Below are 21,028 nucleotides of genomic sequence, written 5' to 3'. Positions count from 1 at the left end.
TCGACCCGCCCGACCTGGAGCTGCCCGTGACCCGTTCGTTCGCCGACCGCCACATCGGACCCGATTCCGACGAACTCGCCCGGATCCTCGCGACCATCGGCGTCGAGTCCATCGACGCACTCGCGACCACGGCGCTGCCCGCCACGATCCTCGACGAGTCCGGCCTCGGCGCACTGCCCGCGCCCGCCTCCGAGCACGAGGTGCTCGAGGAACTGGCCGCGCTGGCGCACGCGAACACCGTCGCCACCTCGATGATCGGCCTCGGCTACTACGACACCCTCACCCCGCCGGTGCTGGTGCGCAATCTGCTCGAGAACCCCGCCTGGTACACCGCCTACACCCCGTACCAGCCCGAGATCAGCCAGGGCAGGCTCGAGGCGCTGCTCAACTTCCAGACCATGGTGTCGGATCTGACCGGCATGGACGTCGCGAACGCCTCCATGCTCGACGAGGCCACCGCCGCGGCCGAGGCGATGACGCTGCTGCGCCGCGCGGGCAAGTCGAAGTCGAACCGGCTCCTGATCGACGCCGACCTGTTCCCGCAGACCAAGACCATCATCGGCACCAGGGCCGAGCCGCTCGGCATCGAGATCGTCGAGGCCGACCTGCCCACCAGTGTGCTGCCCGAGGGCGAGTTCTTCGGCGTGATCGTGCAGACGCCGGGCGCGTCGGGCCGCATCGTCGACTGGACCTCGCTGTTCGCCGCCGCCCACGAGCGTGGCGCGCTGGTCGCCGCGGGCGCCGATCTGCTCGCCATGACGCTGGCCACCCCGCCTGGCGACCAGGGCGCCGATGTCTGCTTCGGCACCACCCAGCGCTTCGGTGTGCCGATGGGCTTCGGTGGCCCGCACGCGGGTTACCTCGCCGTGCGTACCGCCTTCGCTCGTCAGCTGCCCGGCCGCCTGGTCGGTGTGTCCGTCGATGCCGACGGCGCGCCCGCGTATCGGCTGGCGCTGCAGACGCGTGAGCAGCACATCCGTCGGGAGAAGGCCACCTCCAATATCTGTACCGCCCAGGTGCTGCTGGCCATCGTCGCCGCGATGTATGCGAGCTACCACGGTGCCAACGGGCTGCGCGCCATCGCACGCCGGGTGCACGAGCACGCCGCCGCTGTCGCGACCGGTCTCGGTGGCGCCCTCGTGCACGGCGCCTTCTTCGACACGGTGCTCGCTCACGTGCCCGGTGGTGCGGAAGCCGTTGTCGCCAAGGCGAAGTCGAAGGGCATCAACCTGCGCCTGGTCGACGCGGACCATGTCGCGATCGCCTGCGACGAGGCCACCACCGACGCGCATGTCGCCGCCGTGGTCGAATCCTTCGGCACCGCACTGACTCCCGACGCGGGCACGGGCACCGAGCTCACCACGGTCGAGACGCGCACCTCGGACTACCTGACCCACCCGGCGTTCACCCGCCACCACACCGAGACCGCCATGCTGCGCTACCTGCGCGCGCTCTCGGACAAGGACATCGCCTTGGACCGCAGCATGATTCCGCTCGGTTCATGCACGATGAAGCTCAACGCCACCGCGGAGATGGAGCCGATCACCTGGCCCGGATTCGCCCGCTTGCACCCCTTCGCGCCCACCGAGGACACCCCGGGTATCCGCAAGCTGATCGGCAACCTCGAGCAGTGGCTGGCCGAGATCACCGGCTACGACGCGGTGAGCCTGCAGCCCAACGCCGGTAGCCAGGGCGAGTACGCGGGCCTGCTCGCGATCCGCCGCTACCACCTCGATCGTGGCGACGACCACCGCGACACCTGCCTGATTCCCTCCAGCGCGCACGGCACCAACGCGGCCTCGGCGGCGATGGTCGGCATGCGCGTCGAGGTGGTGAAGTGCCGCGCGAACGGTGACGTCGACCTCGACGACCTGCGCGCCAAGATCGCCGACCACGCCGACCGGCTGGCCTGCATCATGATCACCTACCCGTCCACCCACGGCGTCTACGAGCACGAGGTCGCCGAGCTGTGCGCGCTCGTGCACGATGCGGGTGGCCAGGTGTACGTCGACGGCGCGAACCTCAATGCCCTTGTCGGCCTTGCCCGTCCGGGCAGGTTCGGCGGCGATGTGAGCCACCTGAATCTGCACAAGACCTTCTGTATCCCGCACGGCGGCGGCGGTCCCGGCGTGGGCCCGGTCGCGGTCGGCGCGCACCTGGCGCAGTACCTGCCCGGTGACCCGCTGGAAGCCGGTTCGCACGCGGTGTCGGCGGCCAACTACGGCTCCGCTTCGATCCTGCCGATCACCTGGGCCTACATTCGCATGATGGGCGCCGAGGGCCTGCGCGCGGCGACCCTGACCGCGATCGCATCGGCCAACTACATCGCCCGCCGCCTCGACGCCTTCTTCCCGGTGCTCTACACCGGCGAGAACGGCATGGTCGCCCACGAGTGCATCCTGGATCTGCGCGAGATCACCAAGCAGACCGGCGTCACCGTCGACGACGTGGCCAAGCGGCTGGCCGACTACGGTTTCCACGCGCCGACGATGAGTTTCCCGGTCGCGGGCACCTTGATGGTGGAACCCACCGAGAGCGAGAACCTCGAGGAGATCGACGAGTTCATCGCCGCCATGATCGCCATCCGTGGCGAGATCGACCAGGTGGCCGCCGGGGTGTGGCCGGTGACCGACAACCCGCTGCGCGGCGCACCGCACACCGCGGCCAGCCTGGTCGCCGAGTGGGAGCACCCCTACAGCCGTGAGACCGCGGTGTATCCGCGCGGGGTCGGCCATGCCCGCCCGAAGGTGTGGCCGTCGGTGCGGCGCATCGACGGTGCGTTCGGTGACCGCAATCTGGTGTGTTCGTGCCCGCCCCTGGATGCCTACGAGGACTGAACCGCATCCCGGTAGAGCGGTCGCCGCAACACACTCGATGGAGAAGTTGCGGCGACCGCGTCGATTTCCGGGGTGATCACCGATCAGCGCCGGGACGCGCGCCGATAGCCACGGACGGCGGGGATGGCGAATACCGCGATCGCGCCCACCGTCCACAGGGCGATTCCGGTCAGCGGCCCCCGCACCTCACCACCGAGGGCCAAACCGCGCATCGTCTCGATCGCATAGGTCATCGGCTGGTGTTCGACCAGCGGTTGAGCCCACTGCGGATACGCGGCCAGCGGTACGAATCCCGTGCAGAAGAACATCAGCAGCGAACTGATCAGGGTCACGCCCTCCACCACCAGGGTGGTTTCGGCGGTGTGTACCGCGATAGCCGTAACGAATGTGGCGTACGCCGCGCCGAACAACACCGGCACGAGCAGCCAAGCCACCGCGGCGGGAATACCCTGCTGGAAACGGAACCCGAGCGCGAGACCCGTGCCCGCGATCACGAGCGTGGTGACCGCGATCCGCACGATTTCCGCGGCGATCCGCGCCGATAGCCCCGATGCGCGATGTACCGGCAGGACCCAGAGTCGAGCCAGCCAGCCGTTGTCACGATCGCGGCCGAGTGAGACAGCACCGGCGGTGGCTCCTGACATCGCCGCGACAAGTGTCACCATCGGCACCGAACCGTAGAGGGCATTGTTTCCCGCGAAGGCCGAGATCTGTCGGCCCAGGACGGTATTGAGAATCACGAGTAGCAAAGCAGGGAAGACCAGCGCCTGTAAGACCATGATCGGATCGCGGGACCAGCGCAGCAACAACTGCCGAGTTTGGACGAGCGTCTGCACGATCAGAGCGTGGATCGAATTCTCCCGCCGCAACCGCGAATGCGACGGTGACGGAAATCGCCGCGCCGATGTCAGTGCGGGTTCGGACTCGATACTCAGTGACGCCATCACGGCCTTCTCGCTATCAGAAACGTCGCCACCGGCACGAAGACCACGATCAATCCGACAGCCCAGGCCAGCGGTGGACCCATCACCGACCACGTGACCGCGGCGACACCGGCGGTGGTATCGCCGGCGAGAACGCGTAGCGCGGACGCGAACTGCGAGATCGGCTGATTTCGCACGAAGGGCTGAATCCACTGCGGGAATTGTTGTGCCGGCGCGAACCCGACGGAGAGCATGCCGAGAATCAATTGCGGGAGCGTGAGCGCCTGTGTGGTTGCCTCCGGACTCTTCGAGATCGTCCCGAGCACATCGGCTCCGAGCGAGAGCGCCGCACCGACGAGCATCGCGAACAGACAGAAACCGATCGCCGGAACAGGACCGCGGTCGAAGCGGAACCCGATCACGTATCCGCACACGATCGCGGCGATCAACGCGACGCCGCAGCGGAGCATATTGGCCGACATTCGTGCTGCCAGCGGCGTCGCGACGCCGATCGGCATGGTGGCGAACCTGCGATTGATCCCCCCTGTCGCGTCGGAGGCCGCCCGGAACGCGGCAGCGATCGAGGTGAACGCGATCGCCTGCAACACGATCATCGGCATGAGAAATTGCGCGTAGCTACTGAGTCCGTGCCCGAAGACCGTCATCACCAAGTTCAGCGGGACATAGAACCCGAGGGTGAACACCACCGGCGTGATGATCGACAACGCGATCTCGCCGTTGCGCAACGAGGGTGCGATCAATCGACGCGTCAGTACCCACCATTGCCCGAGCGTGGACCGTTCGGGATTGGTCGTAGTCACGATTTCTCAGGCACGATCGAGAGATAACTGTCGACCACCGTGGCGATCTCGGGAAGCACTTGCGGGGTGGTCATCGCGTCGTGGTCGGTATCGACCACGACATTGCGCAGGAAGCCGGTGACGAAGGGCCGCCAATTGCCGACGCCCCGGTCGGGGTCGTCGGCATCCCGAAGGGCGGTGAAGTACAGCAGGTTTCCGTCGAAGACCGGCGGCAGATAACCGGCGACCAGCCGAGCCGATCGATTGTAGGAGTCGGCCAGCCGCTCGATATGGATCGGTTCGACGAGCTGTCCACCGATCGAATTGTTGATCAGCGCAGCGGCCTCGGTGGCTGACATCTGTGCCGGGATCGACTCGAAGCCGAGGGTCGCGCCGAACTCGTGGACGAACTCGCCGGGCGTGAGTGGCGCGCCCGGATCGGCATCACGCACCGCGAGATCGGCGTCGAGCACCGCGAGTAGGGCAACGGATTCACCCTGCTGTTGCAGCCGTGCTGCCACGGCATGGGCGATGAAGCCGCCGAATGACCATCCGAGCACGTTGTATGGTCCGTGCGGTTGGCGGGCCCGGATCTCGCGCACATAGCGGTCGGCGTACGCGTCGATCGACTCGGGTGGGTCCCCGTCGCCGGTCAGCTCGGGGGACTGCAGCCCATAGATCGGTCTGCCGGGCGTCATGAGCTGGGACAGACCGGCATAGGACCAGGCCAGCCCCGAGGCCGGGTGAATGCAGAACAGCGGTGGCAGCTCACCCTCGGTGCGGATCGGCAGCTGTACGGCCAGTGGCGTGCCGGCGGAATCGACCGAACCCATGCCGGGCATGGCCGCCGCGGTGACGATCCGCCGCGCCAGCTGTTCGACCGTGCGTTCGGTGAACATCCACAGCACCGCCACGTCGGTGTCGAGTTCGCGTCGAAGCTGGTCCACGACGCGGGTGGCGAGCAGGGAATTACCGCCCAGTTGGTAGAAATCATCGTCCAACCCGACCTTGGGGGTATCCAGGACCTGGGCGAACGCGTCGGCGACACTTCTCTCGATCGGTGTCATCGGCGCCCGGAACGGTGTCGGCAGAAGTATCGGTTCGGGCAGTGCCCTGCGGTCCAGTTTTCCGGTGAGTGTCCGTGGAATCGCGTCGAGCACCGTGATCGACGCGGGCAGCATATGGACGGGCAGCCGGGTGGACAGGAACTTGCGCAGCTCTCCCAGATCGGGAGCGCGATCATCGGCGAGGACGACGTAGGCTGCCAGCACGGTGGTGCCGGGCTGGGCCTCGTGGCCGATGGTCACCGCGAAATCGACCCCGGCATGAGCGGTGAGGGCGGCGTCGACCTCGCCGAGTTCGATCCGGACCCCACGGACCTTCACCTGGAGGTCCGAGCGTCCGACGTACTCGAGTTCGCCGGCCGTCGTCCAGCGGACGAGGTCACCGGTCCGGTACATCCGTGCACCGTTGTCGAACGGATTCGCGACGAACCGCGTGCCGGTCAGGGCCGGTCGCCGGTGGTATCCCCGGGCGAGGCTGGGCCCGGCCAAGTACAGCTCACCTGTCACGCCGAGCGGGACCCGCCGGAGCCAACTGTCGAGAACGTGCACTGTGGTGCCACGCACCTCGGTTCCGATCGATACGGACTCGCCCGCTGCGATCGCATCGGTGCCGGTCGCCCAGATCGTGGACTCGGTCGGCCCGTACAGGTTCAGCATCTCCCGGCCGACAGACCACCTGGTGATGAGTTCCGATCCGACCGCTTCGCCTGCCACTGCGAGGACTCGCACGCATTCCAGGTCGACCGGGTCCATGGTCGCCAAGGCGGTGGGGGTGATCACCATGTGCGAGACCTGATGGCTGCTGATCAGGTTGGCGAGTTCGTCGCCGCCGAACACGGTGGGCGGCGATACCACCAGCTGGGCGCTGGATCCGAATGCCATCAACAGCTCGAATACCGCGGCGTCGAAACTGGGTGAGGCGCAATGCAACACGCGTGCCGAGGAGGTGAGGCCGAGCCGTTCTTGTTGGGCCAGGACCAGGTTCGCCAGACCGCGATGGGTGACGGCGACGCCCTTGGGGAGTCCGGTGGAGCCGGAGGTGTAGATCAGATACGCGGGGTGGTCGACGTGGAGAGGGCGCACTCGCTCCTCGTCGGTGACCGGTGCCGCCGACATCGACGCTGACCCATCGACCGATGCCGGGTCGTCGAGGATCAACCACTTCACCGACTCCGGCAGCGTCTCGTGCGTCGAGCTGACGGTCAGGCCGACGGTGGCCCCCGAGTCGGCCACCATGTGCGCGATCCGATCCGCGGGATAGGTCGGATCGGTCGGCATGAAGGCCGCGCCGGCCTTGGCGATCGCCCATACGGCCAGCACCGATTCCAGCGAACGCCGGATACCCACCGCGACAACGTCTTCCGGACCGATCTGATGGTGAATCAGCAGCCGGGCCAGCCGATTGGACCGCTCGTCGAGATCGCGGTAGGAAAGCTCGATCCCACTCGCGGACAGCGCGATCCCGTCGGGATCGGCCTGCGCGGCGGATGCCAGCAGCGACGCCAATGTTCTCGGTTCGATTCGGTTCGGCTTCGTGGCGGTCATCGCGGCCAGCTCCGGCTCGGACAGCACATCGAGCCGCGCATTCGGTAGGTCGGGAGTTGCGGCGAAGGCTTCCAGAACCCGGACCAGTCGTTGGGAGATCCGTTCGAGCGCAGGGCGATCGAAGGTCGCGGTCAGGCCCTTCACCTCGAGCCGGAGCCGTTCTCCGGGGATCGCCAGCAGGATCAACGGGTAATGCGTGTCGTCGGTGGCGTGCAGGTCGCTCACCCGCATTCCGGCGATGTCGGTGGTGTGCAGCAACTCCCGCTGCTCGATCGGGTAGGACTCGAAGACCGTCATGGTGTCGAAGAGTGTGCCGAGTTCGGCCGCCTGCTGAATATCGGCCAGACCGAGATGCTGGTGATCCAGCACCGCGGCGTGCTGCGCCTGCACGCGGCTGAGCAGTCCGGACAATGATTCAGTGGGATCGAGTCGCACCCGGACCGGCACGGTGTTGATGAACAGTCCGATCATCGATTCGACCCCGGTTACCTCGCCGGGCCTCCCCGACACCGTGGTCCCGAAGACGACATCGCGGCGGCCGGTCGATATCGACAGCAGGATCGCCCAGGCCGATTGCACGATCGTGTTCACCGTGATTCCGCGCTCCCGCGACAGGTCATTGATCGCCGCGGTGGCAGACGCGGGCAACTCGACTGACACAGTGACGGTCGGAGGTGTGGTGAGCGACTGTGTGTGTGCGTCGGCCGCCGGTGCGATCAGGGTCGATTCTTCCAGTCCGGCAAGAGCTTTCGACCATGCTTGCTGGGCCGCTGTGTGGTCGCGGCGGGCGAGCCAGGACAGGAACTCACGATAGGGCGGCGCCGGGGGCAACGCCGAGCCATCCCCATCGATGGCGTAGAGCGTCAGTAACTCCCGAATCAGCAGCGGCATCGACCATCCGTCGAGGACGAAATGGTGGGCGGTGATCACCAAGCGGCAGTGGTCGTCGGCGACCGTGATCAATCGAAAGCGAACCAAGGGTGGCGTGCCCATGTCGAACGGTGTGGTGCGGTCGATCCCGGCCAGTTCGGTCATGCGCTGCGTGGTCGCGCCATCCGATCGGTCGAGGACGTCCTCGGCAAAGGGCAGGGTCGCGTGTTCGAGCACGATCTGGACGGGGTCGTCATCACGTTCGACGACTGCGGTGCGCAGGTTCGGATGCCGATCGATCAGTGCCTGTCCCGCACGCCGGATTCGATCCGCTTGTACGTGTCCGCGCAAGTCGAGAGACATCTGCACGGTGTAGAAATCGATGCCGTGCGCGGCTAGACGGGAATGGAACAGCAGCCCCGTTTGTAGTGGGGTCAGCGACCAGACATCGGTGAGGGTCGGGAACTGGTGCTCCCACGCATCGATGTCTGTCTGGCTGGCCCGAACCAGGTCCAGATCCGACGGTGTCAGTCCACCGGCGGCGGGGCTCTCTGCGTGGGTGGCGAGGGCGATCATCGCCCGTGTCCAGTACCCGGCCAATTCCTGCACCGCCGCCCTGGTGAGCAGGCCGGTCGGATACGACAAGGTCGCGGTCAGTCGCGGCCCGGCCGGGCTGTCCTCGGTGCGTGCGTCGACGGCGAGCACGGCACCGGCGGGCATGTCGTCGTTGTGGGTGGCGCCCAGCGCATCAGGTCCGGCGATCGGAAGCCACGGTCCCTGGGGAACCGCCGCGTCGACGCGGCCCAGATAGTTGAAGCTGATCTGCGGGGCCGGGAACTCACGCAGGCTCGCTGCGGTAGCGGGATCGAGGTATCGCAGGAGCCCGAATCCCATACCGTGGTCGGGTATCGCGCGCAACTGTTCCTTGACTCGTTTGATCGTGATACCAGCGGCCGGACCGGCCGCGAACGCGTCGTCGATGTCGATACCGGACAGGTCGAAACGCACCGGGAAAACACTGGTGAACCAGCCGACGGTCCGCGAAAGGTCCGCGCCGACCACGTCTTCCTCCCGGCCGTGCCCCTCCAGCCCGATCAGTACCGAATCGGCGCGATTGCCGCGCCAACGCTGCACCGCGAGCGCCAACGCGGCCAGCATCGGATCGTGGACGCCGGCGCGATAGGTCGCCGGGATGGCGGACAGGAGCGATTCGGTTATCTGCGCCGATACCTGTACCTGCACCTCCTCGACCGTGGCGGCCACGTCGACGGCGGGATCGAGCGCGCGGGTTCCGAGCAGCGGATCCGGGCCCTCGAGGATGCGGCGCCACAGGTCGAGCTCACCCGTCCGCGTTGCGGCGGCCTCGACCAGACCATGTGTCCAGCGACGCCACGAGGTGCCGACCGGTGGCAGCGACGGACGTTCTCCGGCACTGATCTGTCCCCATGCCGCAACGAGATCCGGTACCAGCGTGCGCCAGGAGACACCGTCCACGACGAGGTGGTGCACGACCAGCAACAGGCGCGGCTCGCCGCCCGCGTCGGCGGTCGGGTCGAACCAGACAGCCTGCATCATCAGCCCGGCTTCCGGGAAGAGCCGATCGGCCGCTGCCGACATTTCTTGTGCGACAACGACATCGAAGTCCGTGTCGGCGCCCACGACGACGCGGTGGATCAGCGCCGATGCGGCGACCGACCCGGGCGGGGCCACGTGCAAGGACCAGCCGGTCGAATCGTGGACCAGTCGCGCCCGAAGCGCGTCGTGATGGTCGAAGATGGCCTGCAGCGTCGCCGCGATCGACTGGTGGTCGATCCCAGCAGGCAGGGTGAGCATCATCGTTTGACCGAACCGGTCGAAATCTCCGTTCGAGGATTCGATCAGCCACCGTGCGATCGGGGGCAATGCGACGGTGCCGATCCCGCCACCGGGAAGCTCGTCGACGAAATCGCGGCTCTGGGCGCCGCCGCGAGCGGAGACGATCTCGGCCAGTGCGGCAGCGGTGGGATTCTCGAAGACATCACGGGGGGACAGATACAGGCCCTCGGCTTTCGCGCGCGAAACCAGCTGGATCGACATGATGCTGTCGCCGCCGAGCCCGAAGAACGAGTCATCCGCGCCCACCGTCTCGACACCGAGGGTCTGGGCGAAGAACCCACACAGCTGTCGCTCTATCTCGGTGGCCGGCTCGCGTGTGTGCGTCCGCGCCCGGTCGAACGACGGCGCGGGCAGCGCCCGGCGATCGAGTTTGCCCACCGGCGTTCGCGGAACAGATGTCAGGAATTCGACGGCGGCCGGCACCATATAGCTGGGCAGTGAGCTGCGCAGGGCCGCTGTCAGATCATCGGCGTTGTGCTCGGCACCCGGTGCGGCCTGCACATAGGAGACCAACACCGTTGCCCCGGTGGGTCCTTCGCAGCCGATCGTCACCGCGAATTCGATCCCAGGGATCGCGATCAGGGCGGCATCGATTTCCCCCAACTCGACACGGAAGCCCCGGATCTTGACCTGGAAATCGGTGCGTCCGACATACTCGAGCTCGCCGACCGTCGTCCAGCGGACGAGGTCGCCGGTCCGGTACATCCGTGCACCGTTGTCGAACGGATTCGCGACGAACCTCGTGCCGGTCAGGGCCGGTCGCCGGTGGTATCCGCGGGCGAGGCTGGGTCCGGCCAGGTACAGCTCACCTGTTACGCCGAGCGGGACCGGCCGGAGCCAGCTGTCGAGAACCTGAATTGTGGTGCCGCGCACCGCGGTTCCGATCGCGACCGAGTCGCCCGCTGAAAGCGGGTCGGTGCCGGTCGCCCAGATGGTGGACTCGGTCGGTCCGTACAGGTTCATCAGCTCCCGGCCGACCGACCATCGGGTGATGAGTTCCGCTCCGGCCTCTTCGCCTGCCACGGCGAGAACTCGGACACTGTCCAGGCCGACCGGGTCCATGGTCGCCAAGGCGGTGGGGGTGATCACCATGTGCGAGACCTCATCGTCGGCGATCAGGTCCGCGAGTTCGTCGCCGCCGAACACGGTGGGCGGCACCACCACCAGCCGGGCGGCTGATCCGAATGCCATCAACAGCTCGAACACCGCGGCATCGAAACTGGGTGAGGCGCAATGCAACACCCGTGCCGAGGAGGTGAGGCCGAGCCGTTCTTGTTGGGCCTTGACCAGATTCGCCAGCCCGCGATGGGTGACGGCGACGCCCTTGGGGACTCCGGTGGAGCCGGAGGTGTAGATCAGATACGCGGGGTGGTCGACGCAGAGCTCGGACAACCGGTCCGCGTCGGTGAGCGGCCGGTCGGAAGCGGTGGCGATGCTCTCCGTCGTCGATGTCGCGTCGATGTCGAGCCACTGCGGCCCAGCGGGCAGATGGTCACGAATGTCGGTGGTGGTCACGCCGATCGCGGCGCCGGAGTCGGTGAGCATGAGTTCGATCCGCTCGGCCGGGTGCTTCGGGTCGATCGGCAAGAAGGCGGCGCCAGTCTTGGCCACCGCCCACACCGCGGTGACCGATTCGACCGAGCGGTGCAAAGCCAGGGCGACGCAGGACTCCGGTCGCGCACCCGCGTCGATCAGTACCCGTGCCAGGCGGTTGGACTGCTCATCCAGCTCGCGGTAGGTCACCGAGATTCCCGCGTATCGCAACGCAGTCGCGTTCGGGTCGCGCGCCGCGGCGTCGGCCAGGATCTCGGCCAGTGTTCGAGCCGAGATCGACTCCCGGCCTGCCACGGTGGTCAACTCCTGGAGAACAGCGGAGTCACAAGGCTGCACGGTGGCCACCCGCGACTGTGGGGCGGCGGCGATCTGTTCGAGGTAACGCACGACCTGCGCCAGTAGCTGGTCGGCCTGGTCGTGGTCGATCGCCGCGTCACGGAACAGCAGCTCGAGCGTGAGGGATTCGCCCGGCACGACCATCAGGTTGACGGGGTACGGTGCTGCGTCGGAGCTGTCCACCGCGAGGACCTTCAGCCCCGCGGCATCGAGCGCCTGGCTCAGCACCGAGTGATCGACCGGATAGGACTCGACCACGATCAAGGTATCGAACAACTCGGGCATATCGACCGCGTGGTGGATGTCGGGGAGCCCGATATGGTGATAGTCGAGCAACCGACTCTGCTCGAGTTGGATGCGCGTGAGCAACTGCGACAATTCTTCGGCCGGGTCGAGTCGGATGCGTACCGGCAGTGTGTTGATGAACAGCCCGAGCATGTGCTCCACGTCGGCTACCTGCGGCGGCCGCCCGGACACGACGCAGCCGAATACCACGTCTGTGCGACCGGTGAGCGTGGCTACGACCATGGCCCAGCACGCCTGCACGGCAGTGTTCAGCGTGACCCCGTGCCTGCGGATCGTGGTGGTCAGCGCCGCCGTCGCGCGGGCACCGAGCTCCGAACGGACCACGCTCGCAGCGGTTTCCGATTTCCAGTGCTCGGTGGTCGTCACCCTCGTGGCGGAATCGAGGTCGGCCAGCGTCTCTTGCCACGCGGCGATGGCCGAGGCCGTATCACCTTCGGACAGCCACGCCAGGTAGTCACGGTAGGTGTGGGCGGGCGCGGGCTGTGCTGTTCGCGCACCGTCCATGTACAGGTCGATGAGTTCTCGCACCAACAGTGGGGTCGACCAGCCATCGAGCAGAATGTGGTGGCCGGTCACCACGAGTCGGTGGCGGTCGGTATCGGTCCGGATCAGCTGAAACCGCAGCAGCGGTGGGTCGGCAGTGTCGAACCGCCTGGCGCGGTCCTCGGCGAGTAGTCGTTCGACGATGTCGTCGCGCGCGTTCCGTTCGCTGAGATCCAGCTCGTGCCAGCAGATCTCGACGTCGCCGACGACGAGCTGCCGCGGCCCGGACTCGGTGTGCTGGAAGGCGACCCGCAGGCTGTCGTGGCGGTCGAGCAGGGTTTGCGCGGCGGCGCGCAGCCGGTCGCGATCCAGCGGCCCGGCGATCGTCAGCACGGATTGGTCGATGTATTCGTCGGCGGTGTCGGCGGCGTAGGCCTCGTGGAAAAGGATTCCGGTTTGCATCGGCGACAGTGGCCAAACATCCGACAAGGTGGGGTACTGCTGTTCCCATCGGTCGATCTCGGGTTGTGTGGTCGCCACCAGCGCGAAATCCGACGGCGTATGCCCGCCGATATCCGGTGAGCCGGTGACCGCGACCAAACCCCGCAGCGCCGACAGCCACAGCTCCGCCAGTGCGCGGATTTCCTGATCGCTGAACAGGGCGGCGGGATAGGACCAGGTCGCGGCCAACTCGGTCCCCGCCGCAGTGTGCCGCACGCTGGTGTCGACAGCGATTTCCTGGCGCGAGCGCGCCTGTGGGTCGCGGGCCCGTGTGCAGGTCACCGGCTGCCAGCCGTCGTGCTGCCAGGCCTCGGTATTGCCCAGATAGGTGAAACTCAGCTGCGGTGCAGCGATCTCGGCGAGCTCTCCGGAGAGGTAGCGCAGCATCGAATAGCCGACGCCGTCGCCGAGCTGGCGCAGCTGTTCCTTGACCGTCTTGAGTACACCGCCGGCGCTGGGACCACCGGCGAACGCGTCGTCGAGGTCGATCCCGGTGAGGTCGAGACCCGCTGGATACGCGGCATCGAAACCGCCTACCGTGCGGTCGAGTTCAGCACCGGCCACCGCGTTGCGGCCGCTGCCGTTCACCATGACTCGAAGGGAATCGCCTGAGCCGCCGCACTCATGACGCCAGCGGGTGACCGCCATGGCCAGCGCGGCTAGTAGCGCGTGCTCGACATCGGCGTGGAACCGGTCGATCACCGTCCCCAGTAGCGCCGCCGTCACCGGTACCGGGACGAATACCTGCATGGCACCGGTTTCGGCCGAGTCGAACCGCGGTACCTCGGCCCGAGCGGCGAGGGATGGATCGGGGGTGGATATCACCTGCTGCCACATCGCTACCTCGCCGAGTCGGCGAGGGGTCTGCGCTTCGGCAGCCAGCGCCGGTACCCAGGCAGGCAACGACGTCACGGGAGCCTGGAGTTCCGGAGCTTCGCCGACCATGATCGACGAGCATGCGGCAGCCAGGTCGGCCACGACGATCGGCCAGGACGTTGCGTCGATCGCGAGCTGGTGCACCACCAGCCACAGCAGGCCGGTCTGTTCGTCGTCGGTGGGGTCGATCCACACGGCCTGCACCAGATGTCCGGCGGCGGGGTCCAGCCGATCGAGGGCGTAGCCGAGTTCGCGGTCGGCCACGGCCATAGGCTCATCGGGCGTGGTGACGTGCCGGACCAGGTCGTCGGCCGGGACCGCACCTGTCGGCCGTATGTCGATGAACCAATCGCCGGTGAGGCCGGAATCCGGCCCTGACGTGCGTGGTATCGCGCGGAGCATGTCGTGGCGATCGAGGACAGCCTGCAGGGCTGCCGTGAGGACCGATCGATCGACTCCGTGCGGGACCGTCAGGAGCAGCGCCTGGGCGTCGCGAGTGATCCCACCTGCGCGATCGAGCATCTCGTAGGCGATCGGTGTGCGGGTGAGTCCCACGTCGCCGGGCAGCGTCGACAACGCAGACCCGAGGTCGGTGGCGGCAGCAGCCAGCCCGGCCACGGTCTTGTGTTCGAAGACATCCTGAGCGCTGAACTCGAGTCCGAAGGCCCGTGCGCGCGCCACCAGTTGCACTGAGCTGATGCTGTCGCCGCCGAGCGCGAAGAAGCTCTCATCGGTGCCGACCGTGGCGACGCCGAGCAGCTCGGCGTACAACCGGGCGATGATGTGCTCGCGCGGCGTGGACGCTGCCCGGCCCGAACCGGCAGGAGCGGTGAGGTCTGGCTGCGGTAGAGCCTTCCGGTCGACTTTTCCGGTCGGGCTCATGGGTATCGCATCGAGGACTGTGATCGCCGAAGGCACCATGGTGGGCGGGAGAAGTTCCGCGGCGAATGCCTGCAGTGCCGTGGGATCGATGTCGGCGTCCGCGCTCGGCAGCACATAGGACACGAGAATCGTCGCGCCCGACGGTGTCGGCGTGCCGACGGTGACGGCGAAGTCGACGGCATCGTGGCTGGTCAGCACGGAATCGATCTCGCTGAGTTCGATCCGGACGCCGCGGATCTTGACCTGGAAGTCACTGCGGCCCAGATACTCCAGCGACAGTTCCCGCGCCGATCCCTCGGTTGCCCGGTCGTCGAGCCCGGACCAGCGCACCAGATCTCCGGTGCGGTACATCCGGGCACCCGAACCGAATGGATCGGCGACGAAACGGTCCGCGGTCAAGCCTGGCTGTCCCTGGTAGCCCCTGGCCACACCCGGGCCGGCCAGGTAGAGCTCGCCGACCGCCCCGACCGGGACGGGCACAAGCCTGCGATCGAGCACCACTGCCGACACTCCGCGGGCCGGGCCGCCGATCGTGATCGGCTGGTCGGCCCGCATCGACGCGCTGAAGGTGGCCGAGACCGTGGTCTCGGTGGGTCCGTAACTGTTGACGATCCGGACATGGGGTGCCCATCGGGATACCAGCTCCGGCGGGCAGACATCGCCGCCGACGACAACACAGGCGAGTTCTTCCAGCCCGGCCGGATCGACCGTTGCCAGCACCGCGGGCGTCACGTGCAGCCGATTGACCCGCTGTTCCCGTAGGAGGGCGGTGAGCTGTTCTCCCGCATAGGCATCCGGCGCTGCCACCACCACGGTCGCTGCCGACACGAAAGCTATCAGCAGCTCCTCGATCGAGGCGTCGAAGCTCGGTGAGGCGACCTGGGCAACCCGCGATCGGGTGGACAACGGCTCATCGCCGATCGCGCTGTGCACCAGGTTGATCAGACCGCGATGACCGACGATCACACCCTTGGGCTTGCCGGTCGACCCCGATGTGTAGATCAGGTAGGCGCTGTTGTCGACATGGAGCGGAGCGAGCCGGTCGGCATCGGTGATCGAGGACGCCGGTGTGGTCGCGTACCGGTGGTCGAGGGCCGGATCGTCGATCACCAGCCAGTCCATCTCGTCGGGCAAGGTGTCGCGCGCCGCGGTGACCGTGAGCCCGATTCGAGCGCCGCTGTCGGCGATCATGTGGCCGATCCGCTGGGTCGGGTACCGCGGGTCGATGGGAACGAACGCCGCACCGGTCTTGGCTACCGCCCAGATCGCCGTCACCGAATCGGCCGATCGCGGCATCGCCACCGCGACCGAGGTTTCCGGGCCGGCACCGGCACTGATCAGCATTCGGGCCAGCCGGTTCGACTGTTCATCGAGCTGGCGGTAGGTCATCCGCCGGTCGCCGGCGATCACGGCCACCCCGCCCGGGTTCGACCTGGGTCCCGCCGCCAGCAGGTCCGGCAGGAGCACCGGCTGCGATCCGGAAGGCCCGCGGGCGGGCACGATCGCGGCGTGTTCACCGGGTGACAACAGCGGCACCGACGATGCCGGGGTGTCGAGACCAGCGGTGACGAACTCGTGCAGGAACTCGATGAAACGGTGGTAGTGCCGACCGAGTTCGGCCTCGGTGTACAGGTTCGGGTTCGCCTGAAAGTCCAGGTGTGTGGTTTCCGTACCCCGGGCCGGATACAGGTTCACGAACAGATCCTCGATCAGCCCGGAGGTGAGCACATGCAAGTCGCCGACGACGCCGCCGAGATCGATGACCCGGTCCGAGGGCATGATGTTCACCGAGGGTCCGAACGACGCGGCGCGGTCGCTGCTGAAACCGAGATCCCGGAAGATATCCTCCTGGCGATACCGTTGCCGACGCAGCGCTCCGGTCAGTTCATGCTGAGCTGACCGTATCAACGCTCCGACGGTGGGATCGGTCCCGATGCCGAGCCGCAACGGCACGACGTTGGCGATCATGCCGCCGGACCGGCGCAGCGAGGCGTTGGTTCGTGCCGATACCGGCAGACTCAGGCTGACCGTATCCTCGCCGGTCATCCGCGCGAGATAGACACCGAACGCCGCGACGACCACGGGCGCTACCTGCGAATTCGCTGCTGCCGCGATGGCGTCCATGGCGGCCGCGGTCGCCGCGGTGAGGGCACCGCCGACTCGGACGGGATGCGAGTCCGCGTCGGCGGTGCGGCCGGACAGGCTCACCGGTGCCGGCGCGTCGGCAAGGTGGTCTCGCCAATACTCACGATCCGCGGCGAACCGCTCGGAGTCGCGGTATTCGGCATCTGCTCGCACGATCTCGCGCAGGTCGTCGGCGTTGCACGGAGGGGGCGGCTCGCCTGCCTTCCCGGCCGAGTACAGCGCAGCGACCCGCTGCATTATCGTCATCGCCGCGTATCCGTCCAAGGCGATGTGGTGGATCCGCGAATAGAAGTAGTAATGAGCCGTTCCGACCCGCAGGAGCGCCGAGTGCACCAGCCGGCCACTCACCATGTCCAGCGGGGCGGTGTACTCGCGAGTCATCCAGTCCCGCGCCGCCCGGATCGGGTCCTGGCAGTCACGGAAGTCGATCTGGGGCATCGTCTCGTCAAGGGTGTCGTCGATCATCTGGTACGGCACGCCGTTGGTCTCGGCCAACCGCAGAAACCCCGACCCGAACTCCCGTGCCGCGCGGCGGCTGCACACCGTCAACAGCTCGCCATCCACATCACCGACAAACTCCACATAGTGGGCGATCGAGATGGGTATTTCCTTACCGGCGATGTGCTGGGCAAACCAGATACCCCGCTGGGCCGCCGACAATCCGAACGCCGAGGTCGGCACGGTGGGAGTTTCGCGCCATTCTTCGGTTTTGTACGGTTGTTCGCTCACACGTATCCCCTGACTCGCGTTCGTGCCCGGTCAAAGCGCAGAACTCCTGTCAGCCTCAATCTGGTATCGATATGCACCAGACCGCAAGCCGGGCTGATCCGTGTCGATTGATTGCGCTATGTCACCCGGTGATTTCATCAGTGAACAGCCAAAAATGCGCTGAGCAGAATAGAGAAGGGAAGGGCTGGAGCTGTTCCCTGCTGAGGATTAAACATCTATTTCCGGCCGATACTAGCCAAGACGGGAAGGCGCGTCGACCCCGAAAATCGACGGCCACCCGAGCGCCCGGCACCCAGCTTCACATGGCTCGCCCAGATGGGTTGGGAGGGCTCATCTCATGACGGGGTGAAGTCTGTTAGTTCGACGAAACATCCATCGGACCTGCATAAATGTGCGGTGCGTAGGTTCGCCGACTACGACCGGCTGGACTCGGAGCGGCACTGCTCAGCGCTGTCGCCGTTGCCCCGAGCCTGTCGGGGTCAACTCGCCCAGCCGTCGAACTGGACCGAACCGTCATTTTATTTGTCACAGAATATCGGCAATCGAATATCAATTCGAATGCGCCGGGTTCAGCGTCGAAAATCACGGTACCGCGTGGGTACGGAAATGCGGCCTGCGCGGGCGGTTCGGTGGCTGGGATACAACGGGGGGTAGAGAAATGGGGCTGCGGTGCCGTATCCTCCACCATCAGCCATGGATCGACCGTATCGCGCCGCCCTGGTTCTTTGTCGTACCCTTTTCGCCCGCGCGGCCGCCCATTCCTCGGTCTGTGCGGCTAACCTGCGTTCCTCGTAGCGGCTAATTTGTTCTCTCCGGCGGGTGATGCCGGTTTGTGGGTAACGATTTCGCCAAGTGTCATCGACTTCAGGTATCGACTGGGATTATTGCGAGTGCGGCCGCGACATCTGCGGATCGGCGCGCCTGCTCGGCGGTGACCGGTTCGTGAGTGATGAACAGCCGGTGGAACAGCGGTGCGACGGCGAGCCGGATGATCTCGGCCGCGTCGATGTCCGGCTCGACCTCACCGCGCACGATCGCCCGCCGCACGATCGCCGCCGCTTCGTCGTGGCGGGCGGCGTAGAAGTCGCGCAGCGCGGCGGCGGCATCGGGATGCTGCATGCCCGCTGCGACAAAGGCTGTCGCCACGGCGCCGGCGTCGGGATCGGCGAAGCCCGAGCGAACCAGCTCGGTGAGCGCACGGAGATCGCCGGTGAGGGCGCCGGTATCCGGGATCGGCCACGACTGTTCCGCGGCGCGTTCGAGCGCGTCGGCGACGAGGCCCTCCGGGCCGCGCCAGCGCCGGTAGACGGTGGTCTTGTGGACCCCGGCCCGCTGGGCGACCGCATCCACGGTGAGGCCCTGATAGCCGTGCTCGGCGAGTTCGGCCGTGGTCGCGTCGAGAACAGCTTCCCTGACCCGGGCGCTACGTCCGCCAGGGCGTCGTTGCGGTTCCAAAAACTACTCCTGTTGCGTTAGCTGTCGCGGGTTTGTATGGTTAAAGCTACACGGGTAGTGATTGGAGCAATGTTTGACCACTCAACTGACCTTGCGCGGAGTATCGAAGTCCTATGCGGACCATCCCGTGCTCGACGCCATCTCAGCCGCGATCCGGCCCGGCGAAACAGTCGGTGCGGCAATCGAACTGGCGCTGGCCGAACTGCGCGACCTCGACAGTGGCATGCACGCCGCCGCACAGGCGCAGGACATGAACCGCTACGGCGAATTACTCGCCCGTTTCGAGGCGCGCGACGGCTACGCCGCCGACGCCAGGGTGGACGCGTCGATGCACGGACTCGGCGTGGCGGGCATCGGCCGGGACCGCCCGCTCGAGAGCCTGTCCGGCGGGGAACGCGCCCGGCTCGGGTTGGCATGTCTGCTCGCGGCCTCGCCGGAAGTGTTACTACTCGACGAACCGACCAACCACCTCGACGAAACCGCGCTGACCTGGCTGGAGAATCGCCTGCGCACCCATCAGGGCACGGTCGTGCTGGTCTCGCACGACCGGATCTTCCTCGACCGGGTGGTCACCGCGATCATCGAGGTCGCCGACGGTGCGCTGACCCGATTCGGTGGCGGCTACACCGGATTCCTGACCGAGAAGGCGGCCACGCGCATTCGCTGGGAACAGGCATACGCGCAGTGGCGCAGTGAGATCGGGCGCTTGGAGGAGTTTGCGACGAGCACTGCCAAGCAGGTCGCGCCGGGGCGCGCGATGACCGACAACAACAAAATGGCCTACGACCGCAATGCCGGGCGGGTGCAGAGTTCGGTCGCGTCGCGGGTGCGCAATACCGCCGAGCGGTTGCGCCGACTGCGCGAGGACCCGGTGCCGCGACCGCCCGAGCCGCTGCGGTTCCGCGGCCGATTCACGGCGGTGTCGCACGATCGGGCATTGCGCCGTCGTTTCCGGGGAATACAGAAGGGAATTGACGACGTTGCCTGAGATCGTGCGAGTGATCGACGTGCCGGGCGCGCCCTACGGGATCACTGTCGGGCCCGATGGGGCGCTGTGGTTCACGCTGGTCGCGCAGAGCGTGATCGGACGATTCGGGGATGGGCGCGTACAAACCCATCCGCTCGAACAATCCGACGGACAACCCACTGTGATCGTTGCCGATTCCGGTAATGCATTGTGGTTCACCGAGTTCCGGGGCGGCAGGCTCGGGCGCATCACCATCGACGGTGCGGTGACGAGCATGTCTGTGGACGGTCCCTACGGTGCGTGCGTCGGGCCGGACGGGGCGCTGTGGTTTACCGAGTTGCAGGCGGGTCGGGTCGGGCGGCTGGCCGCGGACGGCACCATCACCCGCGTCGAGGTCGACGGCATGCCCTCGATGATCACACCGGGGCCCGATGGTGCGCTGTGGCTCACCGTGAACCAGGGCAACGCGATCGCGCGCATCGGCAAGGACCTCGCGGCCCGAGTCCACCCGCTCCCGACGCCTGCGGCGGGTCCAGTGGGCATCACCGCAGGCCCCGATGACGCACTGTGGTTCACCGAGATCGGCGCCGGTGCCATCGGCCGCATCGACCTCGACGGCACCGTCACCGAATTCGCCCTCCCGGACACCGACGCTCGCCCGCACGCGATCGTGGCAGGCCCCGACGGTGCGCTGTGGTTCACCGAGTGGGCGAGCTGCCGTCTCGGCCGGATCACCACCGACGGCGAGATCACCCACCTCGACCTACCGGGCGCCGAACCGCACGGACTCACCGTCGACCTTGTCGGCGACCTCTGGGTGGCGATGGAATCCGGTGCGCTGGTGCAGGTTTCGCTGTCATGATGCCGATGTCGCACGCAT

The 21,028-nt window shown here is 67.0% G+C and carries 7 protein-coding genes; 3 read left to right on the top strand and 4 right to left on the bottom strand.

Annotated elements, in window-relative coordinates; all coding sequences use genetic code 11:
• Positions 1-26: 26 nt before the first annotated feature.
• Positions 27-2,837, top strand: a complete 2,811-nt coding sequence (gcvP, locus tag ACFXKN_RS05500; RefSeq protein ID WP_378950094.1) for an aminomethyl-transferring glycine dehydrogenase — start codon at positions 27-29, stop codon at positions 2,835-2,837.
• 83 nt (positions 2,838-2,920) lie between these two features.
• Here gcvP and ACFXKN_RS05495 read toward each other — a convergent pair whose 3' ends face one another.
• From ACFXKN_RS05495 to ACFXKN_RS05480, 4 genes are all read right to left on the bottom strand, one after another.
• Positions 2,921-3,781, bottom strand: a complete 861-nt coding sequence (locus ACFXKN_RS05495) for an ABC transporter permease (protein WP_378950091.1) — start codon at positions 3,779-3,781, stop codon at positions 2,921-2,923.
• On the bottom strand, positions 3,781-4,581 hold the full coding sequence (locus ACFXKN_RS05490) for an ABC transporter permease (protein WP_378950088.1): 801 nt from the start codon (positions 4,579-4,581) through the stop codon (positions 3,781-3,783). The genes ACFXKN_RS05495 and ACFXKN_RS05490 overlap by 1 nt, the downstream gene beginning before the upstream one ends.
• Positions 4,578-17,726: an amino acid adenylation domain-containing protein gene (locus tag ACFXKN_RS05485; RefSeq protein ID WP_379432503.1), complete on the bottom strand. Its 13,149-nt coding sequence runs from the start codon at positions 17,724-17,726 to the stop codon at positions 4,578-4,580. The genes ACFXKN_RS05490 and ACFXKN_RS05485 overlap by 4 nt, the downstream gene beginning before the upstream one ends.
• A gap of 864 nt (positions 17,727-18,590) precedes the next feature.
• Positions 18,591-19,181, bottom strand: coding sequence for a TetR/AcrR family transcriptional regulator (locus ACFXKN_RS05480; RefSeq protein WP_379432502.1), 591 nt, complete (start codon positions 19,179-19,181; stop codon positions 18,591-18,593).
• Between the two features lie 73 nt (positions 19,182-19,254).
• Here ACFXKN_RS05480 and ACFXKN_RS05475 point away from each other — a divergent pair, with 73 nt between their 5' ends.
• Together ACFXKN_RS05475 and ACFXKN_RS05470 are read left to right on the top strand one after the other, a co-directional pair.
• Positions 19,255-20,169 (top strand): ATP-binding cassette domain-containing protein, encoded by a 915-nt coding sequence (locus tag ACFXKN_RS05475; protein ID WP_379432501.1) that lies wholly within the window; start codon positions 19,255-19,257, stop codon positions 20,167-20,169.
• Positions 20,153-21,010, top strand: a complete 858-nt coding sequence (locus ACFXKN_RS05470) for a virginiamycin B lyase (protein WP_379432500.1) — start codon at positions 20,153-20,155, stop codon at positions 21,008-21,010. The genes ACFXKN_RS05475 and ACFXKN_RS05470 overlap by 17 nt, the downstream gene beginning before the upstream one ends.
• Positions 21,011-21,028: the final 18 nt, after the last annotated feature.

This window comes from Nocardia sp. NPDC059195 (genome assembly GCF_042754695.1).
Lineage (GTDB): Bacteria > Actinomycetota > Actinomycetes > Mycobacteriales > Mycobacteriaceae > Nocardia.
Note: the sequence above shows the minus strand (reverse complement) of the source record. Positions and strands in the feature narration are given on the sequence as shown.

Bases quoted from the DNA above. Each gene is read 5' to 3' on its own strand.
- ACFXKN_RS05495 (WP_378950091.1), bottom strand. From the start codon at position 3,781: ATGGCGTCACTGAGTATCGAGTCCGAACCCGCACTGACATCGGCGCGG.